Consider the following 20,059-nt stretch of genomic DNA (forward strand, 5'->3'; position numbering starts at 1 on the left):
ACGCTCTCATGCGGAAGGGGGAGCCGTCGGCGTACCCCCCACGGATCCGGATTGACTTGCGGCCGCCCGCTACGAACACTGCCGGCACGGCCTCGTGGCCGTCGTCGACCGACCTCACCGCTGCCGCTCCAGCCGGGTCACGCCGGATGCCGACCCGACGCGGCTGGCGGCTTCGTCCTGGTGGCCGGGTCATCAGGCGGGCTCCCGTATCAGGTGGACCAGTGCGGAGGCGTAGTCGTCGGCGGCGAGGTCCAGCTGCAGCCCGTGTGTGAGGAGGATGGCCCCGTGGTGCACGACTCCGGTGACGGAGTCCCGGTACCGTGCCGCGGGTTCGAGGGCACGCAGGGGCAGGGCCGGGTCGTGGTGGCCGAAGTGCCGCGCCGTTCTGAGGGCGATCACGGCGGTCTCCCTGCCGTCGGGAGCCACGTACTGCACGGCGTTCAGGTCCCTGTCGTCGCGGTGCCGCAGCCGGTGCTGCTCGCCGAGCTGCACGAGGTGCCGCACGCCCTTGTACGCGGTGACGTGTTCGGCCGCCCGGCCCAGCTCCGCCTCGCTCCAGCGGTTCAGATCGCCGCCGACGCCCAGGACGCCGTTCATGGCGGCGTGGAAACGGAAGTCGAGGGGCACGCGGCGCCCGGTGTAGGGATTGGGGCTGTCGGTGACCCAGGCGCCCATGACCCGGGCCGGGTACAGCTGTGAGAAGCCGTGCTGGATCTCGACGCGGTCCAGCGCGTCGGTGTTGTCGGAGGTCCACACCTGGTCGGTGCGGGCGAGGATGCCGAGGTCGAGCCGGCCGCCGCCGCTGCTGCACGTCTCGATGCGGAGGCCGGGGTGGTCGGCGCGCAGCCGGTCGAGCAGGGCGTAGAGGTTGCGCACGTGGTCGATCCACAGCCGGTCGGGGTCGCTCCCGGCGTCGGGCCACCCGGCCTCGGTGAAGGGCCGGTTCATGTCCCACTTGAGAAAGTCGACGGCGTTCTTCGACACCAGTTCGTCGAGCCGACCGTGCAGCCAGGCGGCCACGTCGGGGCGGGCGAGGTTGAGCACCAGCTGGTTGCGGTGCTCGGTGCGGCGGCGGTGGGGGTGGTGCAGCACCCAGTCGGGGTGGGCGCGGTAGAGGTCGCTGTCGGGGTTGACCATCTCGGGCTCGACCCACAGGCCGAACTGCATGCCGAGGTCGTGCACCCGGTCGATGAGGGGGGTGAGGCCGTCGGGGAAGCGGTCGGGGTTGGGCGTCCAGTCGCCGAGTCCGGCGGCGTCGTGGGTGCGGGCGCCGAACCAGCCGTCGTCCATCACGAAGAGCTCGGCGCCGAGTGCCGCGGCCTTCTCCGCCAGCTCGATCTGCCCGCGGACGTCGATGTCGAACTCGGTGGCCTCCCAGGAGTTGTAGAGCACCGGCCGCAGCTCTTCCGGATACGGCAGTACGTGGTCCAGTACGTGCCGGTGCCACAGGCGGCTGGCGGCTCCGAAGCCGCCCTCGGTGTACGCCCCGGCGCAGACGGGCGTGGCCAGTTCCTCACCCGGCGCCAGTTCCCAGGTGATCGGGTCATGGCCGAACCCCGCGGACAGGGTGGCCCGTTCCGTGGGCAGCCGCTGGGCGGTGAGCCGCCAGCTGCCGCTCCAGGCGAGGGCGCACGACCAGACGGAGCCGTGGACCTCGTCGGCTCCGCCGTCGTCGATCATGGCCCACGGGTTGGCCTGGTGCCCGGTGGTACCGCGTCGGCTGGTGAGAACCGTCTCCCCGTAGGGCAGCGGGGTCCGGTTCAGTTGGGTCTCGGCGCACCACTGGCCCCGCGCCTGGCTCAGACGGTATTCGCCCAGCCTGGGCAGCACCCAGGTGGCGGAGTCGGCGCGGACGATCGTGATCGTGCCGTCGGTCGGTGCGCCGGTGTGACGCAGGACCAGGTGGCGTTCGATGACGTCGGTGCCGGTGCGCAGGCGGTAGTGGGACTCCAGGGTGAGCGGGTAGTGCCGGTCGGCGAACCGCAGGACCAGTTCCGTTCCGTCCTCGTGGTGCAGCACCTCCTCGCCCGCCGGGTGCGGTTCGAGGTCGCGCACGCCGTCCGGGAAGCGGACCTGGACGCCCGCGTGGGCGTAGCGCATGGCTCCCGCGGTGTCGAGGTCGAGGGTGCCGTCGGCGGGGTCCTCGAACGACCGGCGGCCGGGCTGGGGGCGGTCCAGGAGGGAGAGGGCCTGTCCGAGGGTGAGCCGGGCACCCCAGTGCAGACCACGCAGTCGGTGGCCGTCGTCGAGGTGGAGGACATAGCTGGAGCCGGGTCCGGACAGGACCCACAGGCGGTGCTCGGGGTCGTGGGCGATGTTCGGCATGGCGGCCTTTCGGGCTGCGGCAGTCGTGGCGGGAACGGGCGGTGGCATGAGGGGAGAGAGGGCCGCCGCCGGGTGCGGCGGCGGCCCTGGGAGGGGAACGGTCAGCCGTTCACCCGGGCGACCTCGATGTAGTCGATGTCGGGTGCGTAGGCGGATGAGTTGGAGATCTTCAGGGTGTTGGTTCCGGCGTTGAGGTTGACGGTGGTGCCCAGCGACCAGAAGTCGCTCCAGCCGTAGGTGTTGCGGAAGGTCGACGTGGCCGGGGCGCCGCCGTTCACCGTCAGCTGCGCGGTGCGGGACTTGATGTTGGTGTTGTAGCTGTCGGTGCCCGACCGGTCGTTGTTGGCGTAGTGGATCACCACCGCGTACCGGCCCGCGGCCGGTGCGCTGATGTTGCCGAAGGTCAGCGTGTTGGCGCTGCCGTTGCCGATGTAGCCGACGTTCTTGTCGCCGGAGCCCCACACGTTCGACTGGATCCTGGCCGCGCCGGCCAGGGTGCCGCTCTCGGCCTCGATCTTGGTGACGCCGGTGGTGTCACCCGAGCCGGCCACCTTCAGGTTCCGCAGGGTGACCGTGGCGCCGGTGTTCGGGCTGACCTTGATCCGGTTGATGCCGGCCACGAGGTAGAGGCGGTTGCTCGCGGTGGCCGCCGCGCCGCTGGAGTTGGCCAGGGTGGCGACGGTGGCGCCGTTCAGGGCCAGGGCGGCCGTTCCGCCCGAGGAGGCGTAGGCGGTCTTCACCGTGTAGTAGCCGTTGCTGGGCGCGTAGGCGTCGAACGTGGTGCTGTCGCCGGAGTCCAGGACGACGGCGCCGGTCCCGGCCTCGCCCACGTCCCCGTACGACCAGCCGGGGGTGCCGCTGGTGTCGGCGAACGTGGCCTCGTACAGCGTCTCCGGATTGCTCTGCGCGGCCGTCAGGTCGATCTTGTCGAGGGTCACGTCACCCACGCCGGTGCCCAGGGTGGCGTCGGACTTGGCGAGGGAGATGGTGTGGCTGCCCGCGCTCAGCGTCACCGGGACGGTGACCGTGGAGCGGTACTGGGAGTTCAGGGTGGACGGGTAGGTGACGAACTTCGGGCTGGCGCCGTCGATCCGCAGCGCCTGCTGGGCCGGGGTACCGGTCTGGTTGCCGTAGAAGATCCGCAGGTTGTACGTGCCGGAGGACGGGGCGCTCACCGCGAGGGCGACCTTGCTGGTCGCCGCGCTGAGGCCGGTGACGTCCTTGGTGCCGGAGGCCGCGTACTTCTGGGACTCGTTGTAGTTGGCGCCGTTGCCCTCGGTGGTGATCGTGCCGCTGGTGATGGTGCCGTTCTCGGCCTCGTAGGAGGTGCTCTGCGGCACGGTGGGCGTGGCGGCGGTGCCGCCGCCGTTCGGGGTGACCGTGATGCGGTAGGCCGACATGCGGTTCAGGCCGGTCAGCGGAACGGTGACGGACCCGCTGGAGGGGGTGAAGGCGGCGCGGGAGATGGTCTGCGGCGGCGCGGACACGCCGTCGTAGCCGGCCCAGTCCAGGGCCTGCACGGTGACCTCGACCTTGCTGCCGAAGGTGCTGCTCGGAATGTTGTTGATCACCACGTCGGTGTCGGTGGCGGATCCGCCGAGGACCACCTGGGCCTGCTTGCGGCCGGTGTCCAGCGAGGCCATGCCCTGGAGGGTGTCCTGGACGTTGGGCTGCGGCGGGGTCGCCTTGACGGTCTGCCCCGTCATTCCGGCGTACCAGCGCCAGAACCACCACGTGCCGTTGGGGCTGTTGGTGAGGGCCGTGTTGCCGTCCATGTTGCCGGCCGCGTCCCAGTAGGGCTGCTGGGCGTAGACCTTGGTGTCCTCGAACATCGTCGCCCACTGCACCATCTGGCCGGGCACGGACAGATCGCGCCGGTTGGCGTACTCGTCGATGTTGACCGTGATCGGGCTGATGCCGCGTGCGCTCTCCAGGGAGCGGTACGTGGCGTAGTGGCCGCGGTAGGAGGCGAGGGAGCCGGGGCCGAGCTCGTGCCAGGTGAACACGTCCGGCAGCTGGTTCCTGGACTTGGCGTAGGTCAGGAAGTCGCCGAAGAACTTGCTGTTCCAGGCGGCGGTGTTGGGCCCGCCTATCTTCGCGCCGGGGATGATGCTCCGGATCCGGTCGTAGACCGTGCTCCAGTCGGAGTTGAACTTGTTCAGGGCGTTCTGGTAGACGGTGGCGTCGCCGCTCTTGATGCCGGTGTACCAGATGCCGTCGGGCTCGTTGAAGGGGACGAAGACGACCTTGTCGGCGTACGAGGTCCCCTTGATCGCGTTGACCGCGCTGTCGACCTTGGTGAGGTAGTCACTGAGGCCGAGGTTCTGGTACGGCCAGTTCGAGTACATGTCCTGGATGTTGGTGTACATCGTGCCGCCGCCGTTGCGGAAGAACGACGGGGCCACTTCCAGGATGTCCCCGTTGGGGTGCTGGGCACCGTTCGGGGGCTTCTGCGATCCGGTGGTGAGCTTCAGGGGCGCCAGCAGGTTGTCGCTGGGGACGCCGTCGTCGCTCTGTCCGTAGAGCGCGCCGTTCGAGCCGCGCAGGACGGTTCCGGTGGTCGTGCCGAGGTCGACGGTGAAGGTCTGGGTGGCGGCGGCCGCTGTCTGGGGCACGGCGAGTGCGGTGCCCACAAGGGCCGCGCAGGCCAGTAGCGCTCTGGTGAGGTGTGCTCTTCTTCGGCCGGGTGGCGTGACGCCCGGGGTGCTAGTGTCGAGGGACATGGAAACCTGGCTTTCTCCTCCCGCGGCACTGCGGGAGGACGGATCGGGGGAACCGGGATGTTATCGCTCACATCCCCCGCGGACGGAGCGGTAGGGGTGTGGGTGGGCGGAAACAGGTGGGCCCGGGGACCAGGGGCGGTCAGGCGGGCCGGTGCCGCGCCGGGCCGGTGCTCTCCCGGACGATCAGTTCCGGTTCGGCCCACAGGGAGGGCGCCGGGGCGTTGTCGGGGTCGAGCAGCCGGTGCAGCATCCCGAAGGCGCCCCGCCCCAGCCCTTCGAAGTCCAGCCGTACGGTGGTCAGGGTGGGGTGGGTGTACGCCGCGTACGGCGCGTCGTCGAAGCCCATGACACTGAGGTCGCCCGGCACGTCACGGCCCGCCTCCCGGGCCGCCCGCAGGACACCGAGCGCGAGATCGTCGTTGCCGCACAGCACGGCGGTGACCTGCGGGTCGGCGACCACGCTGCGAGCGGCCAGATACCCGGATCGCGGGCTCCAGCCGCCTTCGAGCGGCTCGGATACGGGATGACCGGCCGCGCTGAGCGTGTCCCGCCAGCCCTCGGCGCGCTGCCCGACCCTGGTCGTGGAGGACGGGATCGTCATGTAGTGGACGGTGCGGTGGCCGAGGCCGAGCAGGTAGCGGGTGGCCTGGGCCGCCGCCGCCCGGTCGTCGAGCCAGGCTTCCGGCCTGCCGCCGCCGGCCTGTCCGGCCTCATGTGGCCGCTCCACCACGGCGGCCGCGGAGAACTCGGCGGGCAACGCCCGCCAGACCCGTTCGCCGGGCTCGTTGAAGGCGATCACCAGGACGGGTTCTCCGGGACGGGCGAGCCGCCCGGCGACGTCGTCCGGCGTCAACGGGGCGTTCTCGTCCAGGACGCTGACCGACACGGCGAAGTCCGCCGCGCGGGCCGCCTCCTCTATGCCCCGCAGGGCGAGGGAGGCGCCGTACAGGGTGGTGTCCGAGGTGAGCACGGTGACCGAGCGCACCACTCCCCCGGCCAGTGCCCGGGCGAGCCGGTTGGGCTTGTAGCCGAGTTCGTCGATGACCTGCAGCACCCGTTCCCGGGTGGCCTTCTTGACCTTGGGGCTGCCGTTGACCACCCGGGAGACGGTCTGGTGGGACACCCCGGCCGCCTTGGCGACGTCGAAGATGCTGACGGACCGCTGCCGGTCGGCGCCGTCCTGGGACGGCTCCTCGTCGCGGCGCGCCGGGGTGTGGTTCTGCATGTCCGTGGACTCCCGTCGGATCGTCGGTCGTGGCGTCCGCTGCCTGCGGATGCCTACTTGATCGCCGCGTTGGACTCCTCGTTGACGGAGTCCGCCGCGGCCTTGGGCGACTGCTGGCCCAGCCACACTTGGTTGAAGGCGTCCTGCACCTTGACGTTGTACGTCGCCGAGGACGTCGTCAGCGGGTATCCGACGGTCGTGCCCTCGGCTTCCTTGGAGAAGGCGCTGACGTCCACGCCCCGCTGCTTCCACACGGCCACGTAGTCCTTGTTGAGCGTGGGGATGCCCGGCCACACCGCCCCCTCGGAGACGATGATCTTCTGGGACTCCTCCGACCCGAGCCACTTCACCAGCTCCCACGCCTCCTTGGGGTGCTTGCTGCCCGCGTACAGGGCGTTGCTGAGCCCGTTGTACACCGTGCCCTTCCCGACCGGGCCACTGGGCAGCTCGGCGACGCCGAAGTCGCCCTTCATCGAGCCCTGGTAGGCGTTGAGGTCCCAGCTGCCGTCCCACACCACGGCCGCCTGCTTACGGGCCAGCACCTGCGGCAGAGACGCCCCGTTGGGCGTGTTGGTGACGGAGGCCGGTACCGCGACGTGGTACTTCAGCCGCAGGTCCCGGATGAACTGGATGGCCTCCACGCAGGAGGGCTGGTTGATCGTCCACTTGCCCCACTCCTTGTCCTGGAGCTTGCAGCCGTTCTGCAGGGCCGCGTTCCACCAGTCCGTCTGGCCGTTGGACGACCCGAGCGCGAGACCGTACTGCTTGACGTGCTTGCTGTCGAAGCCCTTCTCGTTCGGGTGCTTGCCGTTGACGTCGACGGTCAGCTTCTGCAGGGCCTTGACGAAGCTGCCGCCGTCGGTGGTGTTCCAGGACAGGCCGCCCAGCTCGTCCTGTGTCAGCCCCGCCTTCTTCAGCATGGTCTTGTTGTAGACCTGGGCGATGGTGTCCCAGTCCTTCGGCAGGCCGTACTGCTTGCCGTCCTGCTGCCAGCCCGACAGGAGCTTGGCGTCGTAGATCGACGTGTCCAGCTTGTCGGCCTTGATGTACGGGCCGAGGTCGGCGAGGACGCCCTGCTGGGAGAACTGCGGGAAGTACGCCACGTGGTCCCAGAAGACGTCGGGCGCGGTGCGGCCGGCCATCTGGGTCTGCAGCTTGCTCCAGTACTGCGCCCAGGCGTTCAGCTCGATCTTGACCTTGATGTTCGGGTGCTGCTTCTCGAACGCGGCGATCGACTTCTTCAGCGCCGGCTCCTGGACAGCGTCCCAGACGGCGTACCGCAGGGTGACGGCGCCACCGGAGGAGGCGGTGTCCGAGCCGGACGAGCCGCAGGCGGTGGTGAGGCAGAGCAGGACTGCGCCGGTGGCCGTGGCGGCCAGGGCTCTTCTGGAGGATGTGGACATGGCTGGGCGTCCCTTTCGGTGCGGGTGGTCGAGGCAGTGCGGGGGCGGAGGGCGGCTTACTTGAGGCCGGTGAGGGCGATGGAGCGGACGATGTGCCGTTGGAAGAGGAGGAACACGGCGATCAGAGGCAGCAGGGCCAGCGCGGCTCCGGCCAGCACGATGTGCGGCAGGTCGGAGACGTGTTCGCCCTGGAGGGCGGCGATGCCGACGGTGATCACCCGGGTCCGGTCGCTGTTGGTGATGATCAGCGGCCAGATCAGGTTGTTCCAGGTATTGACGAACGTGATGATCGCGAGCGTGGCGAGGATGGGACGGCTCAGCGGCAGCATGATCCGTACGAGGATGGTCCAGGTGCTCGCCCCGTCGATGCGGGCGGCGGCTTCCAGGTCCTTGGGAACGGTGCGGAAGTGCTGACGTACCAGGAAGACGCCGTACGGGGTGCCGAAGACAGTGGGCAGGATCAGCCCCGCGTACGTGTCCACCATTCCCATTTCACGCATCATCAGGAACAGCGGTACGAGCGTGATCATCTGAGGCACCATCATGGTGGCGAGATAGCCCCAGAAGAGCCAGTCGCGCCCCGGGAACTCGAGCCGGGCCAGCGCGTACGCCGCCAGTGCGCTGAACACCACCTGACCGGCGGTGACGATGACCGCCACAGCCAGGGTGTGCAGCAGAAAGGACGACATTCCGTACTGGTTCCACACGGCGGCGAAGTTGCCGGACGTGGCCGGATGCGCGGGAACCCAGGCCTCGGTCGACAGCAGGTCCGACGGCCGCTTGAACGCGCCGTTCAGCGTCAGCAGGTACGGGGCGACCGACAGCAGCGCTCCGGCGGCGAGGATCCCGTACAGCGTCGCTCTGCGGACGGCAGTGGAGAAAAAAGACATGGTCGTGGCCGCCCTCAGCTGAAGTCGTAGACGGTGCGCTTGCGGAAGTACAGGACCTGGACGGCGGTCACCAGCAGGATCACGGCGAACAGCAGCATCGCCAGCGCCGAGGCGTAGCCACTGCGGAACAGCTGGAACGCCTGCTGGTAGATGTGGTAGTTCAGCGTGTCCGTCGACCCTCCCGGCCCGCCCTGGGTCATCACGTAGACGGTGTCGAACATCTGGAACGACCCGATCGTGTTGGTCACCAGCACGAAGAACATCGAGGGGCGCAGCAGTGGCAGCGTGATCCGGAAGAAGCGCTGCGCGGATCCCGCCCCGTCCAGGTCGGCTGCCTCGTACAGCGATTCGGGGATCGACTGGAGGCCCGCCAGCAGGAACAGCATGGTGTAGCCCGTGTACTGCCAGATGTTGACCGAGGCCAGCACCGGCATGGCCCAGCCGGTGGACGACAGCCAGGCCGGGCCGTCCACGCCGAACAGGGCCAGGAACTGATTGACGACGCCGTGCTGCGGGTCGAACGCCCAGCTCCAGACGATGCCGAGGGCCACCGGCATGGCCATCCACGGCAGGACGAACAGCACCCGGAACACCTTGCCGCCGCGCAGCTTCCGGTTCATCGCCAGGGCGAGCAGCAGGGCCAGACCGGTCTGCGCGGGGATGTTCAGCAGCACGTAGTAGACGGTGTTGCGCATCGCGCGCCACACCTCGCTGTCACCCATCATCTCGCGGTAGTTCGCCAGCCCGACGAAGCGCGGGGCGCCCATCAGGTTCCAGTCGAAGAAGCTGATGGCGACGACTCCGGCGATCGGCGCGACCAGGAAGAACACGAGCCCGGCAAGGCTCGGCGCGAGCAGCAGGTACGCCTCGGCAGTGGTGCGGATCCGGCCCCGCCCAGGATGCCGACGGGGTGCACCGGCTGGGGAGTGGCGACTTTTGCCCGCTGGTGGCGAGGACACGGCGGTGGAGATGTTATCGATCACATTTACGCTCCGTCGGGCGCCTCGTCAGCGGCGGCGAGGGCAGTGAACAGGCAGTATTGCCAAGAGTCGGGTGCCCGGCGAGGTGGGGCTCTCAGGCGGCCGACAGGCGAATCACGCCAGCGGCATGAGGGAAAGTGTTAGCGCTAACACCACGGGGGTCAATGGGTTGGTGGCTGGATTCTTCTCATGCCTCAAGCGGGACTGGCCGCGCGCGCTCCGACGAAAGGGACGGATTGAGGGGATTTCTTCCGAGTGTCCGAAGGTACGTGCCGCCCCCGGGACCGGGCTCACGCCCCGGGCGTGCGGGCCCGATCGATGCGGCGGGCCTTCGCGCGGCCTGCTCCACGTGCAGCGGCGCAGATCGACGAGTTCGACCCGGTGCCCGTCGCGCGCCAGCCGCTCGGCGTGCACGCAGCTGCCGCCGCCGACGTCCAGCACGCGTGCGGGGGGGCGTCGGCGGGCAGGAGCCGCCGGAGCACGTCCCGGGTCCGCCAGAACTCGAGCCGACCCGGCTTGTCCGAGACGGGTGCCCTCCATGCCGAGGGCATAGCAGTCGAGGATGTCGTCGCGAAGGGTGGGGAGTTGGGGTATGTGCCGACTTGTACGGGATGAGGGCGGCGAAGTCACGGCTCAGGGCTGCGCAGCGCGACCGCTCCGGTGCGAACGGTATTCCCGCAGCGTGTGTGCGGGGACCGCCCTTCCACCCCGCAGGGACTCGTGTGACACTGTCGTCCCGTCCGCCGTGCGGACCCGTTCCGCACCGTCGTCTCCCACGAGAAGGGCGCCGTGCGTTCCCTACCTCTGCCCCTGGCCCTGACCGCCCGTCTGTCCCCGGTGGTGGTACTCGCCACGGTGGGCTGGGCGCTGTCGTCCGGTCCGCTCGCCGCGCCGCAGGCCGCCGAGCACAAACCGGCCGAAGAGAAGACCGAGACGCAGTCCGCGTCCGCCCCGTCGACGTCGACGGCGCCGAAGACGTATCCGGCCGCGCCCGCCCCGTGCGAGAGCGTCGCCAAGAAGACGATCGAGTCGCTGGTGCCGGGCGCCAAGACGGCCGGCAAGGAGATCCCGTCCACGGACTCGAAGCTGCGGCGCACCTGCTCCTGGAACGCGCTCAAGGGGTACGACTACCGCTGGCTCGACGTGTCCTACGAGGTCATGCAGTCGGACGAGGCCGCGCAGAAGTCGTACGAGGCGCACACCGGGAAGAAGAGCGGCGGCGGGGCCGTCCCCGGTCTGGGTGACAGCGCGTACTCCGTCGTGAACCTCACCACCGAGGACAAGCAGGAGACCCGCGAGGGCGTCGTGATCGCCCGCGCCTCCAACGCGCTGGTGATGATCACCTACAACGGCAGTGACTTCGAGTCGAAGAAGGCGCCCAGTACGGACACGATCAACAAGGGCGCCATCAAGGCCGCGAAGGAAGCGGTGGCCGTGCTGGAGGCCGACAAGGGCTGATCGCCGCCCTCCAGCGCCGGTCCGGCTCCTCGTCAGACAACCGTGCGGTCACGACCTCGCAGAGCCATCAGCAGCAGGTACAGGACCATCGACGTGCCCAGGCCCACCGCCCAGCCGTAGTCGGCCAGACCGGCCAGTGCGGGGATGGGACGGCCGTCGGTCAGCGGCTTGAAGCTCGCACCGCCGACGGCGAGGACACCACCGGCCGCGAAGGCGACGACGGCCCGCCAGTTCCAGCCGCCCTCGTACCAGTAGCGGCCACCCGGGCGGTACAGGTCGGCCAGGTCGAGCCGGGAGCGGCGCAGGATCCAGTAGTCGGCGATGAGGATGCCCGCGACGGTGCCGAGCAGCCCGCCGACCAGGCCGAGCCAGGTGAAGATGTAGCCCTGCGGGTCGGAGTACAGCTTCCACGGGCAGATCAGCACCCCGAGGACGCAGGTGGCGAGGGCGCCGGCGCGGAAACTGATGCGTCGGGGCGCGATGTTGGAGAAGTCGAACGCCGGCGAGACCAGGTTGGCCGCGACGTTGACGGAGAGCGTCGCCACCAGGACGGTGACCAGCGCGAAGAGCAGGCCCACCGTGTTGTCGGTCTTGGCGGCGAGCTGCACCGGGTCCCAGATGGCCTCGCCGTAGACGGCCTGGCTGCCCGAGGTGACCATCACCGACAGGAAGGCGAAGAGGGTCATGGTGGTCGGCAAACCGAGCGCCTGGCCCCGGGTCTGCGCCTTCTGGCTCCTGCCGTAGCGGGTGAAGTCCGGGATGTTCAGCGACAGGGTGGACCAGAAGCCGATCATGCCCATGAGGGCGGGGGCGAACAGTTTCCAGAAGTCGGCGCCCCAGCCGAGCTTCGAGGGCTGGTCGAACAGCGGGCCGAAGCCGCCCGCCTTGTCGCTCATCCACCACAGCATCACGAACGCGCCGACGAGCACGAAGGGCGCCGCCCAGTTCTCGAAGCGGCGGATCGTCTCCATGCCCCGGTAGATGATGACCACTTGCAGCGCCCAGAAGATCGCGAACGACAGCCACATCGTCCAGGCGTAGCCGCCGACCTTGGCCGCGTCCGTCCAGCCGGTGCCGATGAGCTTGCCGGCCAGGAAGTAGATGGCCTCGCCGCCGATCCAGGTCTGGATGCCGAACCAGCCGCACGCCACCAACGCCCGTACGACAGCGGGGAGGTTGGCGCCGCGGATACCGAAGGAGGCCCGGGCGAAGACCGGGAAGGGTATGCCGTACTTGGGTCCGGCGTGGCCGGTGAGCAGCATCGGTATCAGCACGATCACGTTGGCCAGGGCGATGGTGAGCACCGCCTGCTTCCAGTCCATGCCGACGGCGATGAGTCCGGAGGCCAGGGTCCAGGAGGCCGTGTTGTGGGCCATGCCGACCCACAGCGCGGAGAAGTTGTACGTGGTCCAGGTGCGCTTCTCGACCGGGACCGGCAGCAGGTCCTCGTTGGCGTAGGGGCCGGTCGGTGCGGGGGCACCCGGGGCGATCTCCACCCGGCCGTCGGCGAGGGTGACTTGGGTGGTCGGCGGTGGGGCCGTGGGAGCGGTATCGGTCATGGGCCGGGCCAATCAGGGGAGGTGGGACGGGAAAGGCCGTGCGGTGACGCCGATGGGGGGTGCGCTCCGGGTGCGCCGGGGAGCGTCCGGGGCCCCCTTCCCGAGCCGCTGGGAAGGGGGAGTTCACAGGGGGGTGCGGCGGCGGAGGTCAGCCGTTGAGGGCCGGGATCACCCGCGATCCGTAGGCCTCGATCACGGCCTCCTGCGCGTCGTGCATGTCGTAGACGGCGAACTGGTCCACGCCGAGCGCGCGCAGCGCCTCCAGCTTCTCGATGTGCTTCTCGGCCGGGCCGATCAGGCAGAACCGGTCGACGATCTCGTCGGGCACGAACTGGGTGTCGGGGTTGCCGCTGCGCCCGTGGTGGGAGTAGTCGTAGCCCTCGCGGGCCTTGATGTACTCGGTGAGTTCGTCGGGGACCGCGGCCGAGTGCTCGCCGTACTTGGAGACCAGGTCGGCGACGTGGTTGCCGACCATGCCGCCGAACCAGCGGCACTGCTCGCGCGCGTGGGCGAGCGCCTCGGGCGAGTCGTCCTCGGTGACGTACGCCGGGGCGGCCACGCAGACGGTCACCTCGGCGGGGTCCCGGCCGGCGGCGACGGCCGCCTCCTTCACGGCCTTGACCATGTACTCGGTCAGATAGAGGTCGGCCAGCTGGAGGATGAACCCGTCGGCCTCCTCGCCGGTCATCTTCAGGGCCTTCGGGCCGTATGCGGCCATCCACACGGGGAGTTCGGCGCCCTGGCTGATCCACGGGAACCGGACGACGGTGCCGCCGCCGAGGTCGGCCTCCCGTCCGCTGCCGAGGTCCCGGATGACCTTCATGGCCTCGCTGATCCGGGCGAGGGTGTTGGGCTTGCGGCCGGCCACGCGCATCGCGGAGTCGCCGCGGCCGATGCCGCAGACCGTGCGGTTGCCGAACATGTCGTTGAGGGTGGCGAAGGTGGAGGCGGTGACCTCCCAGGTGCGGGTGCCCGGGTTGGTCACCATCGGCCCGACCTTCAGGGTCGTGGTGTTGGCCAGGATCTGGCTGTAGATCACGAACGGTTCCTGCCACAGCACGGCGGAGTCGAAGGTCCAGCCGTAGGTGAAGCCGTTGCGTTCCGCCCGCTTCATCAGGCTGATCACCCGCGAGGCAGGCGGGTCGGTCTGCAGGACGAGTCCGAAGTCCATCTGCGCCACTCCTAGTTGAGGTACTGACAGGTGGAACGCGGGGTGAACACGCCGTGCCCGGCGTGGCCGGTGTACTCCCGCTCGGTGATGACCAGTTCGCCGCGCGAGAGGACCGTCTCGACCCGGCCGGTGGTGCGCTTGCCCTCGTACGCCGAGTAGTCGACGTTCATGTGATGTGTCTCCGCGGACATGACCTGCTCGGCGTGCGGGTCGTAGATGACGACGTCGGCGTCGGCGCCCGGCGCGATGGTGCCCTTCTTCGGGTAGAGGCCGAACATCCGGGCCGGGGTCGCGCAGGCGATCTCGATCCAGCGGCGGCGGGAGATGTGCCCGTCGACGACCGCCTGGTGGAGCAGGTCCATGCGGTTCTCCACGCCGGGCAGGCCGTTGGGGATCTTGGAGAAGTCGCCGCGGCCGAGTTCCTTCTGTCCGGTGAAGCAGAAGGGGCAGTGGTCGGTGGAGACGACCTGGAGGTCGTTGGTGCGCAGGCCCCGCCACAGCGCGGCCTGGTGCTCCTTCGGCCTGAGCGGGGTGGAACACACGTACTTCGCCCCCTCGAAGTCCGGCTCGGCGAGGTTGTCGGTGGACAGGAACAGGTACTGCGGGCAGGTCTCGCCGAAGACGTTCAGTCCCTCGTCGCGGGCCCGGGCCAGCTCGGCGACCGCCTCCGTCGCCGAGACGTGCACGACGTACAGGGGCGCACCGGCCACCTGCGCGAGTTTGATGGCGCGGTGGGTGGCCTCGGCCTCCAGCAGGGCCTTGCGGACCTCGCCGTGGTAGCGCGGGTCGGTCTCGCCCCGGGCCAGGGCCTGCTCGACCAGGACGTCGATCGCGATGCCGTTCTCGGCGTGCATCATGATCAGGCCGCCGTTGTCGGCGGAGCGCTGCATGGCGCGCAGGATCTGGCCGTCGTCGCTGTAGAAGACGCCCGGGTAGGCCATGAACTGCTTGAAGGAGGTGACGCCCTCCTCGACCAGGTGGTCCATCTCCTTGAGGGTGTGCTCGTTGACGTCGGAGACGATCATGTGGAAGCCGTAGTCGATGGCGCAGTTGCCGTCGGCCTTGGCGTGCCAGGCGTCGAGGCCCTCGCGCAGGCTGTGGCCGACGCTCTGCACGGCGAAGTCGATGATCGTCGTCGTACCGCCCCAGGCGGCGGCGCGGGTGCCGGTCTCGAAGGTGTCGGAGGCGAAGGTGCCGCCGAAGGGCAGCTCCATGTGGGTGTGGGCGTCGACGCCGCCGGGGATGACGTACTTTCCTGTCGCGTCGATGACCCGGTCGGCGGTGAAGGCCTCGGCGGCGGGGGTGTGGGAGGCGGCAAGGGCGGCGATGCGGCCGTCCTCGATCAGGATGTCGGCGTGGATCTCGTCGGAGGCTGTGATGACGAGGCCGCCGCGGATGACGATTCGGCTGCTCATGTCGTGGTCGCTCCTCGCAGTGGGTCTGTGCGGGTCGTCAGTGGCTGGTCGCGCAGTTCCCCGCGCCCCGGAGGGCACGTCCTCCGCGGACGTCTCAAGGTGCTGTCAGCGGTCCGTACGCCCCCGGGGCCCTGTCCCGGTAGAACTGCCAGCGGTCGCGGACCTCGCGGAGTTTGGCCATGTCCAGGTCGCGCACGACCAGTTCGGGCTCCTTGTCGCTCGCCACCTCGCCGACGAACTGGGCCTCCGGATCCACGAAGTACGACGTGCCGTAGAAGTCGTTGTCGCCGTACTCCTCGACCCCGACCCGGTTGATCGCGCCGACGAAGTACTCGTTGGCGACGGCCGCCGCCGGCTGCTCCAGCTGCCAGAGGTAGCCGGACAGGCCGCGGGAGGTGGCCGACGGGTTGAAGACGATCTCGGCACCCGCGAGGCCGAGGGCACGCCAGCCCTCGGGGAAGTGGCGGTCGTAGCAGATGTAGACGCCGACCTTGCCGACCGCCGTGTCGAAGACGGGCCAGCCGGAGTTGCCGGGGCGGAAGTAGAACTTCTCCCAGAAGCCCCTGACCTGCGGGATGTGCGTCTTGCGGTACTTGCCGAGGTAGGAGCCGTCCGCGTCGATCACGGCGGCGGTGTTGTAGAGGACGCCGGGCTGCTCCTCCTCGTACATCGGCAGCACCAGGACGATGCCCAGCTCCTTGGCGAGTGCCTGGAAGCGGCGGACGATCGGGCCCTCGGGGATCTGCTCGGCGTACTCGTAGAAGGCCGGGTCCTGGACCTGGCAGAAGTACGGTCCGTAGAACAGCTCCTGGAAGCAGAGGACTTGGGCGCCCTGCGCGGCGGCGTCTCGGGCCGCCTGCTCGTGGACCTGGATCATCGATTCCTTGTCGCCCGTCCAGGCTGTCTGGAAGACGGCGGCACGGATCACTCGGCTCATCGGGACCTCCGGTCGCTCGGTGTGCCGTGAGCCTAGGAAGTCGCGGGGTCGTCTTTGAGTTGCACCGTGTCACGTCCGAGGGCGTGCGGCGTGCCACCGTGTCACTCTGCCGTGGGCCCATGTTTCACCGCCGTTTTCCCAGGTGGTCGGGTGTTTCACTGCTGTTGCGCGTCGTGCGCGAGAAGTGCGATGTGCACCGAGGCGGCCTGCTCGAAATCGTCGAGGTCCACCCCGAGACGGACCTGTATGGCCTCCAGGCGGCGGTAGAGGGCCGGCCGGGAGACGTGGTGGAGCTGGGCGGTGCGGGACTTGTTGCGGCCGCTGGCCAGGTAGGTGCGCAGGACCGACAGCAGGTCCTCCTCGGTCTCGCACAGCAGCCCGTCCAGCTCCCGCTCCGCGAACGACTGCACGTGCGGGTCGTCGCGCAGGAGACGGATCAGGCCCCGCAGGTGAACGTCCTTCAGGCGCACTACGGGTGGGAGGTCCAGGACGGCGGAGGAGTCGGCCACGGCGTCCGCGACGTGCTGGGCCTCGCGCAGGCCGGTGGGTACGTCGTCCCAGGCGGCACGGGGTTCGGCCGCGGCCACGACCGTGTGGTCCGGTCCGGTCTCGGCCCGCAGCCGGGTCGCGAAGTGCGCGGCGAGGGCGCCCGCGTCCTGGTCCCGCGGCAGGCTGAGCAGCACGGCGGTGGCGCCATCGGCCAGTTCGGCGACCAGCCCGGGCAGGCCCAGCAGCCGCAGGAGCCTTTCGAGCCGGGCGGGGTCGCCGTCTCGGACGACCAGCGGCACGAAGGTGCGCCGGTTGACCGGCAGCCCGGCCGCGCGGGCCCGGGGCAGCAGTTGCCGTGCCGGTACGACGCCGCTGACCAGGTCGGTCAGCAGGCTCTGCGCGGACTGCTCCTCCCAGGAGCGGGCGGCGCCGCCGGCGAGCATGCGGTGCAGGACGAGGGCCTCGGCGGCGCGGTCGGCCAGCAGCCGTCCGGTGGCGGTGTCGCCCCGGTAGCCGCACAGCACGATCCGGCCCCAGCGTTCCCCGCGTCCGCCCAGTTCGGCCCGGATCCAGCCGTCGCCCTCGGTGCCGCCGGCCTGCCGGGCGATGCGCTCCCAGTCGCGCAGCACGTCGTCCACCGCGGGCCGCTCCCCCGCCGTGCCGAGGACGCGGTGGGCGAGGTTGGTGACGACGACCGGGCAGGCGCTGTGCCGGGCGACCTCGTCGAGCAGGCGTTGCAGCGGCGCGCCGGCGGTGATGAGGGCGGTGAGTTCGGTGCGGACGGCCTCGGAGAGGCTGACGGCGGCGAACTTGCGCCGCACGAGCCGGGACTGGACCTCCTCGGTGAGTTCGGCGAAGGGGAAGGGCCGGTGCAGGACGACCATCGGCAGCCCGCACCGCTCGGCCGCCCGGCGCATCACGTCCGGCGCCGCGGGGAAGGCGCGGCCGAGTCCGAGGACGACGGCGGCGGCCTCCGCGCGGTGCAGCGACCTGACGTACTCGGCCTGCTTGTCCTCGTCACCGGCGAGCAGCACGCCGGTGGTGAGGACCATCTCGCCGCCGCTGAGCATCACCCCGACGTCGGCGGCCTCGGCGACGTGCACCCAGCGCACGGGACGGTCGAGGTGGCTCGCGCCGGCCACCACCTCGGGTTCCCCGGCGAGGACCCGTTCCAGGGTGAGGACCTGCCGCACCGACAGCGCGGGCTCCAGGGAATCCAGGGTGATGGTCATGGTGGCGGGTCCCTTGCTCAGTGCACTTCTACTGGATGCTCCTCAGAGCGTTCTCGAGGATCGCGGCGCCCTCCTCGGCCTCCGCGACGTTGAGGGACAGCGGCGGGGCGACGCGCAGCGAACTGGTGTTGTGCCCGCCGCCCTTGCCGATCAGCAGGCCGCCCTCGCGGGCCGCCTCCAGGACGGCCGCGGCGGTCTGCGGATCGGCCTCGTCGGTCCCGGGCCTGGTGATCTCGATGCCGATCATCAGCCCCCGGCCGCGTACTTCCCGTACGGCCGGAACGTGCGCGGCGGCGGCCCGCAGCCGCTCGATGAGCAGGCCTCCGACGCGCCGGGCGTTGCCCTGGAGGTCGTGCTCCAGCAGGTAGGTGAGGTTGGCGAGGCCCGCCGCCATGGTGATCTGGGTGCCGCCGAACGTGGAGATGCTGTTGGAGTCCAGGCAATTCATGATCTCGGAGCGGGCGACGACCCCGCCGATGGACATGCCGTTGCCGATGCCCTTGGCAAAGGTCATGATGTCGGGCGGTCCGCTCCGGCCGTGGGCCTGCCAGCCCCAGAAGTGTTCGCCGGTGCGGCCCCAGCCGGTCTGCACCTCGTCGGCGATCCACAGGATGCCGCGCTCGTGCAGCACTTCGCGGAAGGCGGCGTACAGCCCGTCCGGCGGGGCGGTGAAGCCGCCGACTCCCTGGATGGGCTCGGCGATCAGCGCGGCCGGGGCGCGGGTGTGGCCGAGCAGGTCCTTCAGGTCGTCGACGCAGGCCGCGATGTAGTCGTCGTCGCCGAGGGAGGCGAACGGGCCGCGCGTGCGCACGCCGCCGTGCACGTACAGCGTCTGGAGCGGGGAGAGGGAGGTCGGGGACCAGCCGCTGTTGCCGGTGATGCCGACGGAACTGAAGGAACGGCCGTGGTAGCTGTTGCGCATCGCCAGGATGGTGTTGCTGCGCCGGTACGCCGTGGCCAGCAGCAGGGCGGTGTCGTTGGCCTCGGTGCCGGAGGTGGTGAAGAAGACGCGGGCGTCCGGGATGCCGCTCAACGCCGCGATGCGTTCGGCGAGTTCGACCATCGGGCGGTTGAGGTAGAGAGTGGAGGAGTGGACGATCCGGCCGGCCTGCTCGCTCACCGCCTTGGTCACCTCGGGCAGCGCGTGCGCCGTCATGGTGGTGAGGATGCCGCCGAAGAAGTCGAGGTAACGGTTGCCCTGCGCGTCCCAGACGTGGCGGCCCTCGCCGTGGGTGATCTCGAGGGGCTCCTCGTAGTAGAGGGCGAGCCAGTCCGGGAGCACGGCCCGGTGGCGGCCCAGGAGGTCGTTGGTCACGGCTGCACCAGCCCTTCGTAGGCGTCGGGGCGGCGGTCGCGGTAGAAGGCCCACGTCTGCCGCACTTCTTCGATGAGGTCGATGTCCAGTTCCCGGATCACGAGCTCCTCCTGGCTGTCGCTGGCGACGTCCCCCACGAACTGCCCGCGCGGGTCGACGAAGTAGCTCGTGCCGTAGAAGTCGTTGTCGCCGTACTCCTCCTGCCCGACGCGGTTGATCGCGGCGATGTAGTACCCGTTGGCGACGGCCGCCGCGGGCTGCTCCAGCCGCCACAGGTGGGACGACAGGCTCCGGTGGGTGGCCGAGGGGTTGTAGACCAGTTGGGCCCCGGCCAGGCCGAGCTGCCGCCAGCCCTCCGGGAAGTGGCGGTCGTAGCAGATGTACACGCCGACCTTGCCGACGGCCGTGTCGAAGACGGGCCAGCCGAGGTTGCCGGGCTTGAAGTAGAACTTCTCGCGGAAGCCCTTGAGCTGCGGGATGTGGTGCTTGCGGTACTTGCCGAGGTAGGTGCCGTCGGCGTCGATCACGGCCGCGGTGTTGTAGTAGAAGCCGGGCTGCTCCGCCTCGAACACCGGCGCGACGATCACCATGCCGGTCTCGCGCGCGAGCGCCCGCATCCGCCGCACGGTCGGCCCGTCGGGGACGGGCTCGGCCCAGCGGTAGTGCTCCGGCTCCTCGACCTGACAGAAGTAGGGGCTGTTGAAGACTTCCTGGAAACCGATGATCTTCGCGCCCCGGCGGGCCGCCTCGCGGGCGTGCTCCTCGTGTTTCGCCACCATGGACTCGGTGTCGCCGGTCCAGGTGGCCTGGACCAGGGCGGCACGTACGACGTTGGCCATGAGCTGCTCCTTCGACGCGACGTCTGCGCCTCTACGCCCGTAGAAGCGAGCCGTAGAGCCACGAACGTAAGCCTCTGGCACGGGGTTGCCAAGACCAT

14 protein-coding genes are annotated in these 20,059 nt (G+C 69.9%); 1 reads left to right on the top strand and 13 read right to left on the bottom strand.

Annotation, left to right across the window (positions count from 1 at the left end; translation table 11 throughout):
• Positions 1-192: 192 nt before the first annotated feature.
• The 6 genes from IO24_RS0116765 to IO24_RS0116790 all read right to left on the bottom strand — a co-directional run bounded on the left by IO24_RS0116765 (position 193) and on the right by IO24_RS0116790 (position 9,549).
• On the bottom strand, positions 193-2,325 hold the full coding sequence (locus IO24_RS0116765) for an alpha-galactosidase (RefSeq protein WP_031136514.1): 2,133 nt from the start codon (positions 2,323-2,325) through the stop codon (positions 193-195).
• Between the two features lie 101 nt (positions 2,326-2,426).
• Positions 2,427-5,048, bottom strand: a complete 2,622-nt coding sequence (locus tag IO24_RS0116770; RefSeq protein WP_078899292.1) for a carbohydrate-binding protein — start codon at positions 5,046-5,048, stop codon at positions 2,427-2,429.
• A 139-nt stretch (positions 5,049-5,187) separates the two neighbouring features.
• Complete coding sequence (locus IO24_RS0116775; RefSeq protein ID WP_031136518.1) at positions 5,188-6,273, bottom strand: LacI family DNA-binding transcriptional regulator; 1,086 nt, start codon at positions 6,271-6,273, stop codon at positions 5,188-5,190.
• A gap of 53 nt (positions 6,274-6,326) precedes the next feature.
• Complete coding sequence (locus tag IO24_RS0116780; RefSeq protein ID WP_051905918.1) at positions 6,327-7,676, bottom strand: ABC transporter substrate-binding protein; 1,350 nt, start codon at positions 7,674-7,676, stop codon at positions 6,327-6,329.
• Positions 7,677-7,732: 56 nt separating this feature from the next.
• Complete coding sequence (locus IO24_RS0116785; protein ID WP_045296241.1) at positions 7,733-8,566, bottom strand: carbohydrate ABC transporter permease; 834 nt, start codon at positions 8,564-8,566, stop codon at positions 7,733-7,735.
• 14 nt (positions 8,567-8,580) lie between these two features.
• Entirely contained in the window at positions 8,581-9,549 is a 969-nt protein-coding gene (locus IO24_RS0116790) for a carbohydrate ABC transporter permease (protein ID WP_234335228.1), read from the bottom strand.
• Between the two features lie 786 nt (positions 9,550-10,335).
• Here IO24_RS0116790 and IO24_RS0116795 point away from each other — a divergent pair.
• A complete protein-coding gene (locus IO24_RS0116795) occupies positions 10,336-11,004 on the top strand; it encodes a hypothetical protein (RefSeq protein ID WP_031136525.1) in 669 nt (222 codons plus the stop codon).
• A 32-nt stretch (positions 11,005-11,036) separates the two neighbouring features.
• Here IO24_RS0116795 and IO24_RS0116800 read toward each other — a convergent pair whose 3' ends face one another.
• The 7 genes from IO24_RS0116800 to IO24_RS0116830 form a co-directional block, all read right to left on the bottom strand.
• Positions 11,037-12,563: an NCS1 family nucleobase:cation symporter-1 gene (locus IO24_RS0116800; protein ID WP_031136527.1), complete on the bottom strand. Its 1,527-nt coding sequence runs from the start codon at positions 12,561-12,563 to the stop codon at positions 11,037-11,039.
• 148 nt (positions 12,564-12,711) lie between these two features.
• A complete protein-coding gene (locus tag IO24_RS0116805) occupies positions 12,712-13,734 on the bottom strand; it encodes a TIGR03842 family LLM class F420-dependent oxidoreductase (RefSeq protein WP_031136529.1) in 1,023 nt (340 codons plus the stop codon).
• Positions 13,735-13,745: 11 nt separating this feature from the next.
• Positions 13,746-15,149, bottom strand: coding sequence for a dihydropyrimidinase (hydA, locus tag IO24_RS0116810; protein ID WP_031136530.1), 1,404 nt, complete (start codon positions 15,147-15,149; stop codon positions 13,746-13,748).
• Positions 15,150-15,243: 94 nt separating this feature from the next.
• Positions 15,244-16,086 (bottom strand): nitrilase-related carbon-nitrogen hydrolase, encoded by an 843-nt coding sequence (locus IO24_RS0116815; RefSeq protein ID WP_031136531.1) that lies wholly within the window; start codon positions 16,084-16,086, stop codon positions 15,244-15,246.
• A 155-nt stretch (positions 16,087-16,241) separates the two neighbouring features.
• A complete protein-coding gene (locus IO24_RS0116820; RefSeq protein ID WP_031136533.1) occupies positions 16,242-17,807 on the bottom strand; it encodes a PucR family transcriptional regulator in 1,566 nt (521 codons plus the stop codon).
• A gap of 28 nt (positions 17,808-17,835) precedes the next feature.
• A complete protein-coding gene (locus IO24_RS0116825) occupies positions 17,836-19,122 on the bottom strand; it encodes an aspartate aminotransferase family protein (protein ID WP_031136535.1) in 1,287 nt (428 codons plus the stop codon).
• Positions 19,119-19,961, bottom strand: coding sequence for a nitrilase-related carbon-nitrogen hydrolase (locus IO24_RS0116830; protein ID WP_031136537.1), 843 nt, complete (start codon positions 19,959-19,961; stop codon positions 19,119-19,121). Before IO24_RS0116830 ends, IO24_RS0116825 begins: the two co-directional genes overlap by 4 nt.
• Positions 19,962-20,059 lie beyond the last annotated feature (98 nt).

The sequence above is a fragment of the Streptomyces flavovariabilis genome, from assembly GCF_000725785.1.
Classification (GTDB): Bacteria; Actinomycetota; Actinomycetes; order Streptomycetales; family Streptomycetaceae; genus Streptomyces; species Streptomyces hawaiiensis.

Excerpts from the sequence above, each read along its gene's own strand:
- IO24_RS0116805 (WP_031136529.1), bottom strand. The coding sequence starts at position 13,734 with ATGGACTTCGGACTCGTCCTGCAGACCGACCCGCCTGCCTCGCGGGTG.
- IO24_RS0116815 (WP_031136531.1), bottom strand. The coding sequence starts at position 16,086 with ATGAGCCGAGTGATCCGTGCCGCCGTCTTCCAGACAGCCTGGACGGGC.
- IO24_RS0116820 (WP_031136533.1), bottom strand. The coding sequence starts at position 17,807 with ATGACCATCACCCTGGATTCCCTGGAGCCCGCGCTGTCGGTGCGGCAG.
- IO24_RS0116800 (WP_031136527.1), bottom strand. The coding sequence starts at position 12,563 with ATGACCGATACCGCTCCCACGGCCCCACCGCCGACCACCCAAGTCACC.
- IO24_RS0116785 (WP_045296241.1), bottom strand. The coding sequence starts at position 8,566 with ATGTCTTTTTTCTCCACTGCCGTCCGCAGAGCGACGCTGTACGGGATC.
- IO24_RS0116775 (WP_031136518.1), bottom strand. The coding sequence starts at position 6,273 with ATGCAGAACCACACCCCGGCGCGCCGCGACGAGGAGCCGTCCCAGGAC.
- hydA (WP_031136530.1), bottom strand. The coding sequence starts at position 15,149 with ATGAGCAGCCGAATCGTCATCCGCGGCGGCCTCGTCATCACAGCCTCC.
- IO24_RS0116770 (WP_078899292.1), bottom strand. The coding sequence starts at position 5,048 with ATGTCCCTCGACACTAGCACCCCGGGCGTCACGCCACCCGGCCGAAGA.
- IO24_RS0116765 (WP_031136514.1), bottom strand. The coding sequence starts at position 2,325 with ATGCCGAACATCGCCCACGACCCCGAGCACCGCCTGTGGGTCCTGTCC.
- IO24_RS0116780 (WP_051905918.1), bottom strand. The coding sequence starts at position 7,676 with ATGTCCACATCCTCCAGAAGAGCCCTGGCCGCCACGGCCACCGGCGCA.
- IO24_RS0116830 (WP_031136537.1), bottom strand. The coding sequence starts at position 19,961 with ATGGCCAACGTCGTACGTGCCGCCCTGGTCCAGGCCACCTGGACCGGC.